We start from the raw sequence: 17,059 nt of genomic DNA on the forward strand, positions 1-17,059 counted from the left end.
CACCGCGGAGCGCCAAGGCGCTCCGCCAATCTTTGCCACGAGGCGCAGCCATGAAGCTCATCCATCTCAGCGATATCCACCTGACGGTGCCCGGCACCACCATCCACGGCCGCGACCCGCGCCGCAATTTCGAGCGGGCGCTCGGCCATGTGCTGGCCGACCATGCCGATGCCGAACTGATGGTGATTACGGGCGATCTCTCCGACTGGGGCGATCTCGCCGACTATCAGTGGCTGCGCAGCCGGCTGGAAAGCTTTCCGATTCCGGTGCGGCTGTGCATCGGCAACCACGACAACCGGAAGGCTTTCCTGAGCGTGTTTCCCGAATGCGCCGAGGCCGGCTTTGCGCAGGGCCTTCACGATACGTCTGCCGGCCGCTGCCTGTTCCTCGACACCTGCGAGCCGGAAACCCATGCCGGCCGCTATTGCGATGCGCGGCAGGACTGGCTCGCACAGCGGCTCTCGGAACATGACGGGCCGTTCCTGCTGTTCATGCACCACAACCCGATGCCGACGCACCTTGGTCCGATGGACCAGATCCGCCTGCTCGATGATGCGCATTTCCGCACCATCGTCGGACGGCATCGCGACAGGATTCGGCACGTCTTCTTCGGCCATTGCCACCTGCCGCTGAGCGGTTCGGTGGCCGGTGTTCCCGCCAGCTCACTGCGCGGGACCAATCACGCCAGCTATCCCTTGTTTTCGGAAAAGGTCATGCTGAGCGCTTCGGACCTGCCGGAAGCCTATGGCGTCGTCTTCTTCGGTTCCGACTACGTCACCGTGCACATGGTTGAGTTCGGCTATCAGGGCGATATCCGGATCGAGGGCTCGCCGGATTACGCCGCATGGGATCGGGAGACGATGGCGCGATGAAGTTCGTTGTCCTCACCGATACTCATTTTGTCCCCCGGGGCAGCAGGCTTTACGGGCTCGATCCGGCCGAACGGCTCGCCATCGCGGTCGAAAAGATCAATGCGACGCACCGCGACATCTCCTTTGTGATCGTGACCGGCGATCTCGCGCATTGGGGCGAGGCGGCCGCCTATGCCAGTCTCGCCGGCGTGCTGGCCGGGCTGGATGCGCCGACCATTTTGATGATGGGCAATCATGACAAGCGCGATGCATTCCGGATGCAGTTTCCCGGCGCCGACCGCGATGCACACGGCTTTGTGCAGGGCGTGCACGCCTTCGACGCCGCCACCATCGTCACGCTCGATACGCTGAACGAGGATATGCCCGACCATGCCGGCCTGTTGTGCGCCGCGCGGCTGGATTTCCTCAGCCGCGCGCTCAACTCTGCGCCGGACGACCGGCCGCTGCTATTGTTCCAGCACCATCCGCCGTTCGACACCGGCCTGCGCTACATGGACACCATCAAGCTCGCCAATGGCGATGCCGAATGGGAGGTGATCGCGCGCACCCGCAAGCCCGACTATCTCTTCATGGGCCATTTGCACCGGCCGATTGCCGGCACCTGGCGCGGCATCCCGTTCCATATCCAGCGAGCGCTGACCCACCAGGTCGCGTTCGATTTCGAGACCGAAGGCTACATCCCGGGCACCCATGAGCTGCCGGACTACGCGCTGGTGAATGTTGCGCACGGCAACATCGTCATCCACCAGTGCTCGTTCCTCTACGGCGGCCCGGTGTTTTCCCTGCACGACCCAGGCAATCTAGAATCGCCGAAACCGGACGTAACGGAGGATAGTAAGGGCTAGAAGCAACAAGCCCGTTACGGCAACGGTCAGAGCAAAGACCAGCTTCTTGTTGGGCCAGGATGGCTCTTGTGGGAGGTCCGGCACACCGAAAACCACGTCGCGAGACATCCCTTTCAACTTGTTCTTCAGGTCGATCAAGGCGCCCAGGTTTTCATCTCTTTTGGCGATCAATCCGAGGATTGGCGTCGCCAATTCGCCCTGTAAACTCTGAGACACAAAGGACGTGGCGTCTTTCTCAAGCCGTTCGATCAAGGCCGTGATTGCCTTGGCTTGCGTTTCGGTACGCTCGATTTCGGCTTCCAGACTGGCGCGCTTGTCCGGCGGCGGTCTTGTTGCCTCCAGCCATGTATCTATCAGAAGCGTGTTGATCTTTTGCGCCAGTGCCGCGTCGCGGTCCGAATACTCCATCTTGAACAGTGTCGCCGTCTTCTGCGGTCCTCCAGAGGCAACGACGATGCGGCGGTTTTCTTCGATCCATTTGCGCCGCTCTTCTTGAGTGGCTCCGCGCACGCTGACCTGGGACAATACCTTGTCGACAACCGGATATGATCGCATCCATGCGTCGGCATTTCTTGCGCCTGTCTCGTCAAGATTCAGGTACACCGTGCTGGTGTAGTATTGAGGCACGACATAGGCGGTCCCGACAGCAACGGCTCCTGCGACGAGGGGCCCCAAAAGCAGCAAAAGGATGTTGGCTCTGAGAAACTCAAAGGCGACGGCAAGGGCGGAATCATTCTTATCACCGCTAGAAGGTTGATGCACATCGTTAACATTTTCCCTGGGGGCGGCGTCTGTCTTCAATTTGAGTCTCATGAGCCTCGCATCCACTACATTGGCCTAATAGTATCCCGGAATGACTTGTCTTGTGAAGCATGATACTTGCTGGGGACCGCCATCACTCGCATCGGTTGCGATACCGTGCATTGGCGGATTTTTTGCATGATACGCGCGTAGGGACAGATCGGCGTGGAGATACGTTCGCTTAGCATTGAAGCCGTCAAGCTCGTGGTTCCGGCAATCCACCGTGACGCCCGCGGCTTCTTTTCCGAGACCTTCAGCCGCCGGAATTTTGAGGCCGCCGGCATTGCGACTGATTTCGTTCAGGACAACCACTCTCTATCGGTGGAAGCCGGAACAGTTCGAGGGCTTCATTTTCAGATTCCGCCGGATGCTCAAGGCAAGCTGGTGCGCGTGATCCGAGGCGCGATCTATGATGTCGCCGTCGACATTCGAGTTGGTTCGCCGACATTCGGCAAGCATGTCGGTGCGACGTTAAGCGCCGAGAACTGGGCGCAAATGTGGATTCCGGCCGGCTTTGCGCACGGCTTTTGTACGCTGGAGCCGAATACGGAGGTCATCTACAAGGTGACCGAGTATTATGCGCCGGAAAGCGATCGAGGGCTGATGTGGAACGATGCTTCCCTCGGCATCGAGTGGCCGGTCGCCCCTGCAAACGCCAGGCTCTCGGATAAAGACCGCAGACAGCCTGCCTTGAACGAAATGTCTCCCTCATTTTTTTTCCAGGCGTGACGGCAGCGCGATCGAAGCCGGTTGTTTCAGCATGATTTCCGCAAGCGGACGCGAGGGAGAAGTGAAGGTTCTGGTCACCGGCCGGGAAGGCCAGCTCGCCCGTAGTCTGTTCGAGCTGCAAGGTGAAGATGTGCGAGTGGTGACGATCGGCCGCCCCGATATCGATCTCGCCGACGCTCGATCCGTGGAAACCGTGATTTCACGCGAACAGCCGGATGTGGTCGTCAACGCGGCGGCCTACACCGCTGTGGACAAAGCGGAGGCCGAGGAGGCGAGCGCAAATGCGGTCAACGCGCAAGGCGCGGAAAATGTCGCGAGGAGCTGTGCCGGGCTCTCGATCCCTCTGATTCATCTGTCGACCGACTATGTATTCGATGGAGCAAAGGCCGGTGCATACCTCGAGGAGGACGCCACGGCCCCCATCAACGCATATGGACGCAGTAAGCTCAATGGCGAGCGACGCGTGGTCGTTGCGTGCGAGCGTCATGTGATTTTGCGCACTGCGTGGGTCCACAGTCCGTGGGGCGCCAACTTTGTAAAAGCGATGCTGCGATTGGCGGCCGAGCAGGGCGTCGTGCGCGTCGTCGATGATCAGAGGGGTTCGCCCACCTATGCACCGCATCTGGCGAGCCTTGTGCTGGCGCTTGCACGCCGGATTGCGACGGATGCTGCCGGCATACCCTGGGGGATCTATCACGCGGCGGGGGCAGGAGAGACCTCGCGTCTCGACCTCGCAGGCGAGATATTCAGGGCCGCTTCGCAACAGGGGTTGCCCGCCGCCGGGATCGTTGCAATCAAGACCGCCGATTTTCTCACAGCCGCCCGTCGCCCGGCTAATTCCGTCCTGAACTGCGAAAAGCTGCGCCGCGTCTTCGGTCTGGAACTGCCGGACTGGCGGCTCGGCGTTCGGGAGGCCGTATCGCGTCTCAGCGCCGGGCAACATGGCCGGCATTGAGGGTGTTTCCGCAATTGCCAAGGCGTGCGGCTTGTGCGATGCGACGACGCAACCACCGTGACGGAGCAGTCATCGCATGAAGGGTATCATCCTGGCTGGCGGCAGCGGCACCCGCCTGCATCCGATGACGCGCGCAGTGTCGAAGCAGTTGCTGCCGGTTTACGACAAGCCGATGGTTTACTATCCGCTGAGCACGCTGATGTTGGCCGGCATTCGCGACATCTTGCTGATCTCTACGCCCGAGGACTTGCCGAGTTTCCGGAACCTGCTTGGGGATGGCGGCCGCCTCGGCATCAAATTGACCTATCGCGAGCAGCCGAGGCCCGAGGGCCTGGCGCAGGCCTACATTATCGGCGCGGACTTCGTGCGCAACGACAATTCGGCGCTCATTCTTGGCGACAATATTTTCTTCGGTCACGGAATGCCGGAGATGCTGGCGGCCGCGGCAGCCAGGACCACGGGAGCCACCGTGTTCGCCTACCAGGTATCGGATCCCGAACGCTACGGCGTGGTGGAACTGGATCGTGATGGCCGCCCGCTATCGATTGTCGAAAAGCCCGAAAGGCCGAAATCCAAGTGGGCGGTAACGGGGCTGTATTTTTTCGACAAGCGCATTGTCGAAATCGCAGCATCGATCCGGCCCTCCAGGCGTGGCGAGCTCGAGATCACCGACGCGATCACCGCTTACCTGCGCCTGGGTGAGCTGCGAGTCGAACGCTTTGGCCGGGGCTTTGCGTGGCTGGACACCGGTACGCCCGATTCGATGCTCGACGCGTCCGAGTTCATGCGCACGCTCGAAAGGCGACAGGGGTTCCGGGTCAGTTGTCCGGAAGAAATCGCGTTCAGGATGGGCTATATCGGCCGCGCCGACCTCAGGCGTCTTGGTCAGGAACTCGAGAAGTCGGCATACGGGCGCTATCTGCTCGCGATCGCCGAGGAAGAACCGTAGTTGGAGGCGGCCGATCGGTGCAGTTGGGTATGACGAAGCAGCGCTTTGCCGGTTTTCTTGAAGGTCGATTGCGCCGGATAGCGACTGCTCTCGTGATTCAGGTATCCGGGGCTGCGCTGGCCTTTTTGTTCAGCATCGTGTTGGCTCGCTCGATGGGCGTGGCCGGGGTCGGTCTCTATTTCCTCGCCGTGACCATCGTCGATATCGGCGCAACGGTTTCGCGCGTCGGACTTGAGACCGCCGGCATGCGATTTGTCTCGATTGCGCATAGTCGCGGCGATCGAGGCACGCGCGAAGCCCTCTATCGAACCTGCATGGGGCTTGTACTTGCGGCGGGGGTAGTGATCGCCTTTTTGCTCTGGTTGATCCTTCCTCATCTGTCGCTCGGGGGGGAGAGGGCGCCAGAACTCCGCGCGGAGCTGCCGATCCTGCTATGTGCGCTGGCGCCGATGGCGCTGCTGGTCATTCAGACGGATTTTCTCAAGGGAATTGGAGCTACCGGCGCCGCCACATTCATGCAGGCCGTGCTTCCGCCCTTGTTGCTGGTTGCCGGCAGCACCGCTCTGTGGTTTGGCGGCCTATCCAGCCTGCACACGATCGCACTACTTTATTTGAGCGTAATTCTTGTTGCGCTGGCGTGCGCGATGACGGCATGGGCCCTGTACGTCCCCGGATCCTGGCGGGAGCCAGGCAGTTTCGATGTCCGCCGTCTGCTGGGCACCAGTGTTCCCCTGTTTCTGGTCACGAGCTTGAACCTGATCATGGGCTGGACAGATATCCTGGTGCTTGGAGCATGGTCGGATCCTGACCAGGTCGGCATTTACGGCGTCGCCCTGCGGGTTTCGGCGTTGACGACATTCGTGATGTATGCGGTGAGCATTGTGGTTTCACCGCAATTTGCCGCCTTGCATGCCGAGGGCAATTTGACCGCACTCAGGAAACTTGCCCAGCAAAGCACCCAGTGGACGATCATTGCGGCACTGCCGCTCATTATCCTGTTGATCGCCATTCCCGAGTTCATCTTGCAGATTTTCGGGATCCAGTTCAAAGACGGGGCTTGGCCGCTGCGGATTCTGGCGCTGGGTCAGCTCATCAATCTTTCGGTGGGTCATATCGGACCCATGCTTTCGATGACCGGCAACGAAAAGACCTTGCGCAATTGCGTGGCAGCATCGGCGGTGCTCAATCTGGTGGCCAATCTGGTCCTGACGCCGCGCTATGGCGCCGTGGGAGCTGCGACGGCGACCGCCGCTTCGCTGGCTTTCATGAACCTTGCTTGCTGGCGTATGGTCAGGAAGAAGCTGGGCATCAATACGCTCGGATTTTCAGTTTGAGGATCAGTTGTGCGTCAACCGGTAATTTTCATTGGAATGCATCGTTCGGGCACCAGCATGCTGGGTCGTCTGCTCGAAGACCTTGGCCTGTTTGCGGGAACGCTGAAGGATGAGAATAACGAGGCAATATTTTTCCAGGAGATAAATGCCTGGCTGCTCAGTCAATGCGGTGGCCGCTGGGACGAGCCTTCGGCGATCCGTTATCTCTGGCAGCACGAACAGGGCCTGCCCTGGATCGAAGATTACATCCGTACCCTGCTTGCCAGTCCGCGCAGCGTTCGCTTTCTCGGCATGCGACGGATGCTTCAAGGCGGAATCAACGGATTGGATACGGCCTGGGGCTGGAAGGATCCTCGCAATACTTTCACCTTGCCGATGTGGCTGCGCATCTTTCCGGAAGCCAAAGTGATTTCGATCGAACGGCATGGCGTCGACGTCGCCCAGAGCCTGCGCGTGCGGGAGAGGGAGATGCTCAGACAGGCAAGCGAAAAATTCACGCGGCTTCGCCGCATTGCCTTTGTGCGTCTCAAGGGTGGCGGATTCGTCGAGTCGCCGCGTTGTACGGAGCTCGCCGGCGGCTTCTCCTTATGGCAGGAATACGTCACCCAGGCGCGTTGGATGCTCGCGCAATTGCCTCCGGAACGGGCGCTCGCACTGCGCTATGAGGATGTGCTCGACGACCCGCGCCGATATCTTCGCCAGAGCGCCGATTTCTGCGGACTGGAAGTTTCGGACAAGCGGCTCGAGGAGGTTGTCGGCGGCATAAGGGCGGATCGCGCCAACTCCTATATGTCCGATAGCGAACTCGGGCATTTTGCAAACGGACATCGCGCGGAACTCGGTGAGTTCGGCTACTCCGCTTGAGCGGCGGATATTGCGGCCGTAGCGCGGCCGCGGCCTCCCGTTCGCCTATTTGACAGCGGAGATTTGCCCGTGCCATGTACCCGCCACGGCGGCTGGCGGTGGTCCGAGCCCGGAATTTAACCCCAAATTGTACGATGTCATCTGACAGCAAACATACCCTGCGGCAACTTTCGGCTGAAGACGCCGCCAAGCTGGACCCCGGCGAGGATCATTATCGCGCCTATGTCGGGCCGCCCGATCAGTACGATTTCATGGGGGCCACGCAGTTCCGGCTTTTGACGGCGCTGGGATTGCGCGAAAGCCACAGCTTGCTCGATTTCGGCTGCGGCTCGCTGCGTTCAGGCAAGCTGTTCATTCCGTATTTGTTGCCCGGCCGCTACTTCGGCCTGGATCCAAACGCCTGGCTCATTCAGGAGTCGATCGACCGGGAACTCGGCCGCGATATCATCAGGCTCAAACAGCCGACTTTCCGACACGATGACGATTTTCGTCCGACGAAGTTTGGAACGACATTCGATTTCATTGTCGCCCAGTCCATTTTCTCCCACACCGGCGCCGACCTGGCGGAGCAATTGCTGTCCGAATTCCGAAGCTGCCTGAACCCGACAGGACTTGCGTTGGCCACTTTCGTGCTCCCGCACCAGATGGATCCGACCGACGGCAACGAGCGCGGCTGGATATATCCGGGCTGCGTGGCTTTTGAAGCCGACACGGTTCTGAATTTCATCGCCAAGGCTGGAATGGTCGGCAAGCAATTGTCATGGTTCCACCCTCGTCAGACCTGGTTCGCCATGGCGCATTCGGCGGACAACCTGCCGGCCTCGGCGGAAGATGCCGAGCTGGTCGGGGATTTGCGCGAGGCGGTGGCGACGAGGCGCCCCGGTTTGATCCAGCGATTGAAGAGCGCGGTCGCGCGGCGTATCAGGGCCTGATCGGATCGGGCCGTTTTGAGGTTGCAGCGAATGCAAGGGGGTACAAATCCGCCGCGCGAGGCTTTGCCCGGGCATCTGAAGCGGCTGGAAGCAGAATCCATCGAGATCATGCGGGAGGTCGCCGCCGAGTTCAGCAAGCCGGTGATGCTTTACTCGATCGGCAAGGATTCCAGCGTCATGCTGCATCTCGCGGTCAAGGCATTCCATCCCGCGCCGCTGCCGTTCCCCCTGATGCATGTCGACACGACGTGGAAGTTCCGGGAAATGATTGCGTTCCGCGATCGTACGGTCGAGCGGGTCGGCGCAAACCTCATTGTGTATGTCAATCGCGAGGGCGTTGAGCGCGGAATAGGCCCGATTGCGTCCGGCTCGTCGCTGCATACGCATGTGATGAAAACCGAGGCGCTGAAGCAGGCGCTCGATCTTCACGGATTCGATGCCGCCTTTGGCGGCGCGCGGCGAGATGAGGAAAAGAGCCGGGCCAAGGAGAGGATATTCTCGTTTCGCTCGCCGGGGCACATCTGGGATCCGCGCAATCAGCGGCCCGAGTTGTGGAACCTGTTCAACACGCGAATAAACGCCGGGGAAAGCATTCGTGTGTTTCCGCTGTCGAACTGGACCGAGCTCGACATCTGGCACTACATCATGCTGGAGAATATCCCGGTCGTGCCGCTGTACTTTGCAAAGCCGCGTCCCGTCGTGAGGCGCGCCGGCACCTGGATCATGGTCGATGACGAGCGTCTGCCGATGGAGCCCGGCGAAGCGCCGGAAATGCGCCTCGTCAGGTTCCGCACGCTCGGCTGCTATCCCCTGACCGGCGCCATTGAGTCCGACGCAACGACGCTTGACGACATTCTGGCCGAGATGCGGACCGCGCGGGTTTCGGAGCGACAGGGCCGCCTGATCGACAGCGACGAAGCTTCATCAATGGAGAAGAAGAAGCGGGAGGGCTATTTCTGATGGCTCTCGCCGTTGCCGGAAAGGTCGCCGCGGAAATGGCGACCAAGGACCTTCTTCGCTTCATCACTTGCGGTTCGGTCGACGACGGCAAGTCGACACTGATCGGCCGCCTGCTGCACGATTCGAAGTTGATATTCGACGATCAGCTCTCGGCGCTCGTGAGGGACTCCGAACGACACGGCACCGTCGAGGATGACATCGATTTTGCGCTGCTGGTCGACGGGCTGGAGGCCGAGCGCGAGCAGGGCATTACGATCGACGTCGCCTATCGCTTCTTTGCCACTGCCAGACGCTCCTTTATCGTCGCCGATACGCCGGGACATGAACAGTACACGCGCAACATGGCAACCGGCGCTTCCAACGCCGATCTGGCCATCATCCTGGTCGACGCGCGAAAGGGCGTATTGGTGCAGACGCGCCGGCACTCCCTGATCTGCTCGCTGCTCGGTATACGTCACGTCGTCCTCGCCGTGAACAAGATGGATCTCGTGGGTTATGACCAGGGGACCTTCGATCGGATCGTCGCTGAATATCTGCCGTTCGGCGTGCAGCTTGGATTTAAGTCCATCGTCCCACTTCCGATCTCTGCAAGGTTTGGCGACAACGTCATCCGGGCGGGGAATACGCCCTGGTACACCGGCCCTTCGCTGCTCGACTATCTGGAGCAGGTGGAGGTCGAAGGCGAAGCTTTCGATCAGCCATTTCGTTTCCCGGTTCAGTGGGTGAATCGGCCAAATCTCGATTTCAGGGGATATGCCGGCACTGTCGTGTCCGGAACGATCGGGCCGGGCGATCCCGTCGTGGTCGCTTCATCAGGCAAGACGTCGCGCATTCGCGAATTGCTGACCTACGAGGGACCGCAGACGTCTGCCCGGGCGGGCGATGCGATCACCATCACGCTTACGGATGAAGTCGACATCGCGCGCGGCGATCTGCTGGTCACCCCGCAGTCCCGCCCCGAAGTATCGGACCAGTTTGCCGCTCATGTCATCTGGATGAGCGATCATGATCTGGTTCCTGGCCGGTCATATCTGGCGCGCATCGGCACGCGGACCACCGCGGTGACCGTGACAGGAATCAAGTACAAGGTCGACGTCAACACCAGAGAGCATCTCGCCACGCATACGCTCGGACTGAACGATATCGGCGTCTGCAATCTCGCGACCGGCATGCCGGTCGCGTTCGACCCGTATCGCGAAAACCGGAGAACCGGCAGTTTCATCATCATCGACCGCTTTACCAACCACACGGTCGGCGCAGGGATGATCGACTTTGGCCTGCGGCGCGGAACCAACCTTCACTGGCAGCCGCTGCTGATCGGCAAGGCGGAACGCTCGGCGATCAAGCGCCAGCGCGCGGCCATCGTCTGGTTTACCGGGCTGTCCGGGTCGGGCAAATCCACCATCGCCAACATCGTGGAACAGCGGCTACACGCGATGGGTCATCATACGATGCTGCTCGACGGCGACAATGTTCGGCACGGCCTCAACCGCGACCTCGGTTTCACGGAAGCCGATCGGGTGGAGAACATCCGCCGTTCCGGCGAGGTGGCGAAGCTGATGACGGAGGCCGGCCTGATCGTGCTCTGTTCGTTTATCTCGCCCTATGCCGCCGAGCGGATCGCCGTGAGGAATCTCGTCGGGGAGGGTGAGTTTGTTGAAGTCTTCGTCGATACCCCGCTCGAGGAATGCATGAGGCGGGACAGCAAGGGGCTATACGCCAAGGCCAGGGCCGGCAAGATCAAGAATTTCACGGGCTTTGATGCGCCTTATGAAGCTCCCGAGACGCCGGAAATCCACCTGCGGACGCTGGAGGCGCCCGCCGAGGCAATGGCCGATATGGTCATCGGGGAATTGACCAGGCGGCAAATCATAAGCCCGCACTAGGCTGAAGACCTGTCACACCGCGTTTCCGCCGCAGGATCCACGCGCCAATCCGATGTGCCAGCCTTGACAGCAATGGGTGATTTGTCTTGGTAGGGAACGTCTGATCCCGGTAATTGGATGGCCGGCGCGATGCACGCCGTGACCCGCGCCCGGGCGAGCCACTGAACGAACGGACGCTATTGTGAAAGCTGTTATTCTCGCCGGTGGACTGGGTACCCGTATATCCGAGGAAACCTCGGTGAAGCCGAAACCGATGGTGGAGATCGGCGGCCGTCCCATCCTGTGGCACATCCTTAAATTGTACTCGGCACATGGCGTGAACGACTTCGTCATATGCTGCGGCTACAAGGGGTACATGATCAAGGAATACTTCGCGAATTACTTTCTTCACATGTCCGACGTCACGTTCGACATGTCGCGAAACCAGATGGAGGTTCATCAGCAGAAGGCGGAGCCCTGGCGGGTGACCCTGATCGACACAGGCGAAGACACCATGACGGGCGGACGCCTCAAGCGCGTGGCCGACTACGTCAAGGATGAGAAGGCATTTTGCCTGACCTATGGTGACGGCGTGGGGGACGTCGATATTGGCGCTTCGATCGAATTTCATTTCCAGCACGGAAAGATGGCGACGGTTACAGCCGTCAAGCCGCCCGGAAAGTATGGCGCGCTGGAGCGCTCGGGAGATCGGGTTACGGCCTTCACGGAGAAGCCCCGCGGAGACGGCGGCTTCATCAATGGCGGTTTCTTCGTGCTGTCGCCGAAGTGCATCGATCTCATCGAGGGGGATCACGTAAGCTGGGAGAGCACTCCGCTGACCGAACTTGCCGGCCGCGGCGAGATCATGGCCTTTCAGCACCTCGGTTTCTGGCAGCCGATGGATACGTTGCGGGAAAAGAACCTGCTGGAAGAACTGTGGGCGAGCGGCAAGGCCCCATGGAAAATCTGGAAATGAACAGCCGGCGCAATCCCGACCCCGGCTTTTGGGCGGGCAAGCGGGTCCTGCTGACCGGCCACACCGGATTCAAGGGGGCCTGGCTCGCGCTATGGCTCCATCGGCTGGGCGCAAGCGTGGTCGGCGTCAGCCTGCCGCCGGCCAGCGAGCCGAACCTGGTTGGTCTTGCGGGCATCGCCGATCTCGTCGAAAGCCACTTCATCGACATTCGCGATGCTGCTGCGCTGGCAAGTCAGGTGCGTGCGGCGCGCCCCGAGATCGTTCTGCATCTGGCAGCGCAGGCCTTGGTGCGGACCGGATATCGCGAACCGTTACTGACCTTCGGCACCAACGTTCAGGGTACGGCCAATGTGCTGGAGGCCGTGCGGGGCGTCCCGGAGACACGGGTGATTGTCGCCGTGACGACCGACAAGGTGTATCGCAACGTCGAACACTACTATCCCTATCGGGAAGCCGATGCGCTGGGCGGACATGATCCCTATAGCGCCAGCAAGGCGGCGGCGGAGATCGTCATTGCGAGCTATCGCGATGCCTATCTGGCGGGAGCCGGTGTCGCTGTAGCGTCGGCTCGCGCGGGCAATGTCATTGGAGGCGGGGACTGGTGCGACGATCGGCTTATCCCGGATGCCGTGCGCGCCTGGAGCAACGGCCATTCGCTAAGCGTTCGCAGGCCCGATGCGTATCGCCCATGGCAGCACGTGCTGGAGCCTCTCGCGGGCTATCTGCTTCTGGCCGAGCGCTTATGGGCCGATCCCGGACTTGCCGGAGCCTATAATTTCGGACCGCACACCAACGAGGCTGCCAGCGTGCGCGATGTGGTGCAACTGGCCAGCGAGTGCTACGGCAAGGGCGACGTGGTCTGGGGCGACGGCAGTGAGGGCCCTCACGAGGCGGGCTGGCTTGCGCTGGAAACGGCAAAGGCGCGACATGCGCTGGGTATCACTCCGCGGTGGCCGCTGCGTGAATCCGTGAAGCGAACGATGCACTGGTATCGCCGCCAGCACGAGGGAATGAACGCGCGCGATCTCTGCATCGGCGATATTGTGGAGTTCGAAGCCGAACCGGCGCAGAGCTCGACAGCATGAGCCGGTTTGGGATCATCGATACGCCGATTGCCGGATTGAAGATCGTCGAGCGCAGCCGGCAGTCGGACGAGCGCGGCTTCTTCAGCCGCGTGTTCTGCACCGGGGACTTGCGCGAGGCCGGCTGGAGCAAGCCGGTCGCGCAGGTCAATCAAACGCTGACCCGCCGTCCGGGCGCTGTCCGCGGGCTGCATTTTCAACTGCCGCCGCATGCGGAGATGAAGCTGGTGAATTGCATCAGGGGCGCGGTGTTCGACGTTGCGGTCGACCTGAGACGCGGCTCGCCGACGTTCCTGAAGTGGTTTGGAACGGAGTTGTCGATGGATAACGGCCGGGCTCTGCTGATTCCGGAAGGCTTTGCGCACGGATTCCAGGTGTTGGCTGCGGACAGCGAGCTGATGTATTTCCACAGCACCGCCTATCACGCCGCGAGCGAAAGTGCGGTGCATGTGGAAGATCCGCGTGTCGGCATCGCCTGGCCGCGGCCGATTGCCGAGCTTTCGGCACGCGATAGCGCCCACTCGCCGCTGTCGCCGTCATTTGATGGAATCGCGTTATGAATTGCCGGCATTGCTCAGCCAAACTCGGCCTGGAACTGATCGATCTCGGCAATTCGCCGCCATCCAATTCCTATTTGTCCGCTGGCGCGCTGCTCGAGCCCGAAAGGACTTTTCCGCTGCGGGTCATGATCTGCGAGCGGTGCTGGCTGGTGCAGACGCTGGATTTTGCCGACGCGCAGGAATTGTTCTCGGCGGATTACGCCTATTTCAGCAGCTTCTCGACGAGCTGGCTGCAACATGCCGAACGCTACGTCGCCGAAATGGTCGGCCGCTTCGAACTCGGCCCTCAAAGCCATGTGGTAGAGATCGCATCGAACGATGGTTATCTCCTCCAATACGTCAAGGCGCGAGGAATTCCCTGTATGGGGATCGAGCCGACCACCAGCACGGCGCGCGCGTCACGGGAAAAAGGCATTGAAACGCTGGAGGTCTTCTTCGGGGCAGAAGTCGGCTCTCGGCTCGCCGCTTCGGGTAAACAGGCGGATCTGATCGCCGCCAACAACGTGCTCGCCCACGTTCCCGACATCAACGATTTCCTCGCAGGATTTAACCGGCTGCTGAAGTCGCAGGGCGTCGCGACTTTCGAGTTTCCTCACTTGTTGCGGCTGCTGGCGGAAAACCAGTTTGACACGATCTACCACGAGCACTTTTCGTATCTTTCGTTGACCGCGGTGTCGAAGATGTTTGCCGCGAATGGGCTTGCGGTGTTCGACGTCGAGGAATTGCCGACCCATGGAGGCAGTCTGCGCGTGTTTGCCCAGAATGCCCAGACGGGCCGCCGACCGATTGGCGATCGTGTGGCAATCCTGCTGCAGCGAGAGTCGGACGCTGGTCTCTCGAGCGCGCGCGGCTATGAGGGCTTTCAGTTGCGCGCGGAGCGGGTCAAGGATGATTTTCTCGAGTTCCTCATCCGTGCAAAACGAGAGGGCAAGCGCGTCGCAGCCTACGGTGCCGCCGCCAAGGGCAATACCCTCCTGAATTTCTCGGGCATTCGACGCGACTTGATTTCCTTTGTCGCCGATCGCAACCCCGCCAAGCAGGGCATGTTCCTGCCCGGCAGCCGGATTCCCATCGTCGACGAGCACGTGTTGTACAGGGAAAAGCCGGACTACGTGGTAATACTCCCATGGAATTTGAAATCGGAAGTCGTACGGCAATTGAGTAGCGCGGGCTTGTCTGCCGCTCGTTTCGTTACCGCTGTTCCCAGACTTGAGATTTTCGGCTCGGGTGATGCATGAAGCGGCAGGTTCGTCAAATTCTCGAAAGCCATTTCCCGGGCGTGCTTCAAGGCCTTCGAAGCGCAATGAAAGCGCCGACCATCCGGTACCGCTATCATCGCCGGCCTTATTCGCTGAACGCAACAAGCGGATACGCTACGGGCGAGACCGGCGACGACCGCAATCTGATCGACCGGTTGATCGCGAGTTACAATGCCCGGCGGGAAAATCCCTCAGGTCAGTGGTCGGAAATTTTTCTCGAACGGCACGCTGACATCAGGGACGCTTTCGCGAGCAACGATCGCGCCAAGATCGAGGAGATCCTTCGGAATCCCGTCACATCAGATATTTTCTTTGGTTTTGACAGCACCGGCAAAACGCTCCGCGCCGGCGGTCTGCGGCTCGAAGACCGCCATGCCCCGGCGCTTGTGCTCGATGCGCTCGTTGTATTCGCGGAGGCTCTGGGCGTGCGCAATCTCGAGCATCCCGAGAACTATTACTTCTGGCGCAGAGAACGCTACGAGCCCGACGAGCTATTGGCGCAGATCGACAAGGCTCTGGGATTCACTATTCCGGTGCCGAATCCGTATCCACGCGAATACGGATTGATTACCGGGCGCGGCATCGTTTCCTATCGGGTGCCGCAGGCCCTGTACCAGGCATGGCGGATATCGCGCCTTGTTGCGGGACTGAAAAATCCGAAAGTCCTCGAAATCGGCGGCGGACTTGGCCGTACCGCTTTCTATGCGCGACAATTCGGAGTCCGGGATTACACGATTGTCGATATTCCCGTGAGTTCGCTGGCGCAGGGTTACTTCCTCGGCCGGACGCTGGGCGACGAGAGCGTTGCGTTGTTTGGCGAATCTTCGGCCGACGATCGCATAAAGCTCATGCCGCCCGGCCATTTTCTGGAAGGAACGCAGCGCTACGATCTTATCGTCAATGTCGACTCGTTGACTGAAATCGGGCGCGAGGCGGCTGAAGGATATTTTGCGCAGGTCGCGAGCCGTTCGGATGTTTTTCTGTCGATCAATCACGAGGCAAATGAATTTACCGTCGCTCAATTGATCGCGCAGATGGCGCCAGGACGGCACGGGACCAGAATGCCCTACTGGATGAGGCGCGGCTTCGTCGAAGAGGTGGTGGATTTTCGGCAATGAGGCTCGCCGTCACCGGTGCGAGTGGTTTTGTCGGCCGTCATGTGCTGGCCGAGCTGTCGCGGCGAGACGTGGACGTGATCGCGACAGCGCGATCCGCGTCCGGCGACGCGAGCGCGGATGGAAAAGTCCGGTGGGTGCCACTCGACCTGGCGAGTCCGCCGCAGGATGTCTTTCGCGCCCTCCACGGCCCGGATGTGTTGTTGCATCTTGCCTGGGGTGGATTGCCGAACTATCGCTCGCCGCGCCATGTTGAGGCCGAGCTTCCGGCTCAAGACGCGTTCCTGAGCAACGCCGTCCGCAACGGATTGCCGGCGCTCGTCGTCGCCGGAACCTGTCTCGAATACGGATTGCAGTCGGGCCCGCTTGCTGCGGAAACCGAGACCCGGCCCATCACGCAATACGGCCTTGCGAAGGATGCGCTGCGCAGGAAGTTGCAGGCGTTGCAAATGGAACAGCCCTACCGGCTGACCTGGGCCCGGCTGTTCTACATGTATGGCGACGATCAGCCGGCAACGTCGCTTTTTCCGTCGTTGAAGGCGGCAAGCGCGGCAGGCCGGAAGGAATTTCCGATGTCGGGCGGGGAACAGTTGCGGGACTATTTGCCGGTCGCCGAGGTTGCGCGCCGGCTCGTGGAGCTGGCGATGAATCCGGTCGACCGGGGACCGGTTAACGTCTGCTCGGGACGCCCGATATCGGTTCGCAGTCTGGTCGAGGCCTGGATCGCCGAGCACCACTGGCAGATCGAGCCAAGATTTGGCGAACTGCCCTATCCGGACTATGAGCCGATGGCGTTCTGGGGCGAGGGCGGACAGGCCTGAGCGGGGCAAGCTGAAAGCGGGGATCCGGAAACTGGAAAATGTTGCCCCGTAAGGACTTGGGAAAGCTCGGGTAACAGTGTAGAGAGCGTGGCGCTGCGGTAGGCCGCCAGGCTGGCAAACGTGTGGAACACGGTTCGGGC

At 60.8% G+C, this 17,059-nt stretch carries 17 protein-coding genes; 16 read left to right on the forward strand and 1 reads right to left on the reverse strand.

What is annotated here, in order from left to right; genetic code table 11:
* The first annotated feature begins 50 nt into the window (after positions 1 to 50).
* Positions 51 to 872, forward strand: coding sequence for a phosphodiesterase (locus JQ628_RS01540; protein ID WP_212218105.1), 822 nt, complete (start codon positions 51 to 53; stop codon positions 870 to 872).
* On the forward strand, positions 869 to 1,717 hold the full coding sequence (locus tag JQ628_RS01545; RefSeq protein WP_212218108.1) for a phosphodiesterase: 849 nt from the start codon (positions 869 to 871) through the stop codon (positions 1,715 to 1,717). Before JQ628_RS01540 ends, JQ628_RS01545 begins: the two co-directional genes overlap by 4 nt.
* Here JQ628_RS01545 and JQ628_RS01550 read toward each other — a convergent pair.
* A complete protein-coding gene (locus JQ628_RS01550; RefSeq protein WP_212218111.1) occupies positions 1,673 to 2,530 on the reverse strand; it encodes a hypothetical protein in 858 nt (285 codons plus the stop codon). The two genes, JQ628_RS01545 and JQ628_RS01550, sit on opposite strands and share 45 nt — an antisense overlap.
* A gap of 153 nt (positions 2,531 to 2,683) precedes the next feature.
* On the opposite strand from JQ628_RS01550, the gene rfbC (JQ628_RS01555) reads away from it, so the two are divergent.
* The 14 genes from rfbC (JQ628_RS01555) to JQ628_RS01620 all read left to right on the forward strand — a co-directional run bounded on the left by rfbC (JQ628_RS01555) (position 2,684) and on the right by JQ628_RS01620 (position 16,919).
* The gene (gene rfbC / locus JQ628_RS01555; protein ID WP_212218114.1) at positions 2,684 to 3,247 is read left to right on the forward strand and encodes a dTDP-4-dehydrorhamnose 3,5-epimerase; all 564 of its coding nucleotides are present in this window, start codon (positions 2,684 to 2,686) and stop codon (positions 3,245 to 3,247) included.
* A 61-nt stretch (positions 3,248 to 3,308) separates the two neighbouring features.
* On the forward strand, positions 3,309 to 4,202 hold the full coding sequence (gene rfbD, locus JQ628_RS01560) for a dTDP-4-dehydrorhamnose reductase (RefSeq protein ID WP_212218117.1): 894 nt from the start codon (positions 3,309 to 3,311) through the stop codon (positions 4,200 to 4,202).
* Positions 4,203 to 4,278: 76 nt separating this feature from the next.
* Positions 4,279 to 5,151, forward strand: coding sequence for a glucose-1-phosphate thymidylyltransferase RfbA (gene rfbA / locus JQ628_RS01565; RefSeq protein ID WP_212218120.1), 873 nt, complete (start codon positions 4,279 to 4,281; stop codon positions 5,149 to 5,151).
* Positions 5,152 to 5,180: 29 nt separating this feature from the next.
* Positions 5,181 to 6,485, forward strand: a complete 1,305-nt coding sequence (locus JQ628_RS01570; protein WP_212218123.1) for an oligosaccharide flippase family protein — start codon at positions 5,181 to 5,183, stop codon at positions 6,483 to 6,485.
* Between the two features lie 57 nt (positions 6,486 to 6,542).
* Positions 6,543 to 7,349 (forward strand): sulfotransferase family protein, encoded by an 807-nt coding sequence (locus JQ628_RS01575; protein ID WP_212218126.1) that lies wholly within the window; start codon positions 6,543 to 6,545, stop codon positions 7,347 to 7,349.
* Positions 7,350 to 7,483: 134 nt separating this feature from the next.
* On the forward strand, positions 7,484 to 8,281 hold the full coding sequence (locus JQ628_RS01580) for a class I SAM-dependent methyltransferase (RefSeq protein ID WP_212218129.1): 798 nt from the start codon (positions 7,484 to 7,486) through the stop codon (positions 8,279 to 8,281).
* A gap of 30 nt (positions 8,282 to 8,311) precedes the next feature.
* Entirely contained in the window at positions 8,312 to 9,241 is a 930-nt protein-coding gene (gene cysD, locus JQ628_RS01585; protein ID WP_212218132.1) for a sulfate adenylyltransferase subunit CysD, read from the forward strand.
* Entirely contained in the window at positions 9,241 to 11,127 is a 1,887-nt protein-coding gene (gene cysN, locus JQ628_RS01590) for a sulfate adenylyltransferase subunit CysN (RefSeq protein WP_212218135.1), read from the forward strand. The genes cysD and cysN overlap by 1 nt, the downstream gene beginning before the upstream one ends.
* A 181-nt stretch (positions 11,128 to 11,308) precedes the next feature.
* Complete coding sequence (gene rfbF, locus JQ628_RS01595; protein ID WP_212218140.1) at positions 11,309 to 12,082, forward strand: glucose-1-phosphate cytidylyltransferase; 774 nt, start codon at positions 11,309 to 11,311, stop codon at positions 12,080 to 12,082.
* Entirely contained in the window at positions 12,079 to 13,167 is a 1,089-nt protein-coding gene (gene rfbG, locus JQ628_RS01600) for a CDP-glucose 4,6-dehydratase (protein ID WP_249127400.1), read from the forward strand. The genes rfbF and rfbG overlap by 4 nt, the downstream gene beginning before the upstream one ends.
* The gene (rfbC, locus tag JQ628_RS01605) at positions 13,164 to 13,724 is read left to right on the forward strand and encodes a dTDP-4-dehydrorhamnose 3,5-epimerase (protein ID WP_212218146.1); all 561 of its coding nucleotides are present in this window, start codon (positions 13,164 to 13,166) and stop codon (positions 13,722 to 13,724) included. Before rfbG ends, rfbC (JQ628_RS01605) begins: the two co-directional genes overlap by 4 nt.
* Positions 13,721 to 14,962: a class I SAM-dependent methyltransferase gene (locus tag JQ628_RS01610; protein WP_212218149.1), complete on the forward strand. Its 1,242-nt coding sequence runs from the start codon at positions 13,721 to 13,723 to the stop codon at positions 14,960 to 14,962. The genes rfbC (JQ628_RS01605) and JQ628_RS01610 overlap by 4 nt, the downstream gene beginning before the upstream one ends.
* Positions 14,959 to 16,101 carry a putative sugar O-methyltransferase gene (locus tag JQ628_RS01615; RefSeq protein ID WP_212218152.1) on the forward strand — a complete coding sequence of 381 codons (1,143 nt, stop codon included), beginning with the start codon at positions 14,959 to 14,961 and terminating at the stop codon, positions 16,099 to 16,101. The genes JQ628_RS01610 and JQ628_RS01615 overlap by 4 nt, the downstream gene beginning before the upstream one ends.
* Positions 16,098 to 16,919 (forward strand): NAD-dependent epimerase/dehydratase family protein, encoded by an 822-nt coding sequence (locus JQ628_RS01620; protein ID WP_212218155.1) that lies wholly within the window; start codon positions 16,098 to 16,100, stop codon positions 16,917 to 16,919. Before JQ628_RS01615 ends, JQ628_RS01620 begins: the two co-directional genes overlap by 4 nt.
* Positions 16,920 to 17,059 lie beyond the last annotated feature (140 nt).

This window comes from Bradyrhizobium lablabi (assembly GCF_018129385.1).
Lineage (GTDB): Bacteria > Pseudomonadota > Alphaproteobacteria > Rhizobiales > Xanthobacteraceae > Bradyrhizobium > Bradyrhizobium lablabi_C.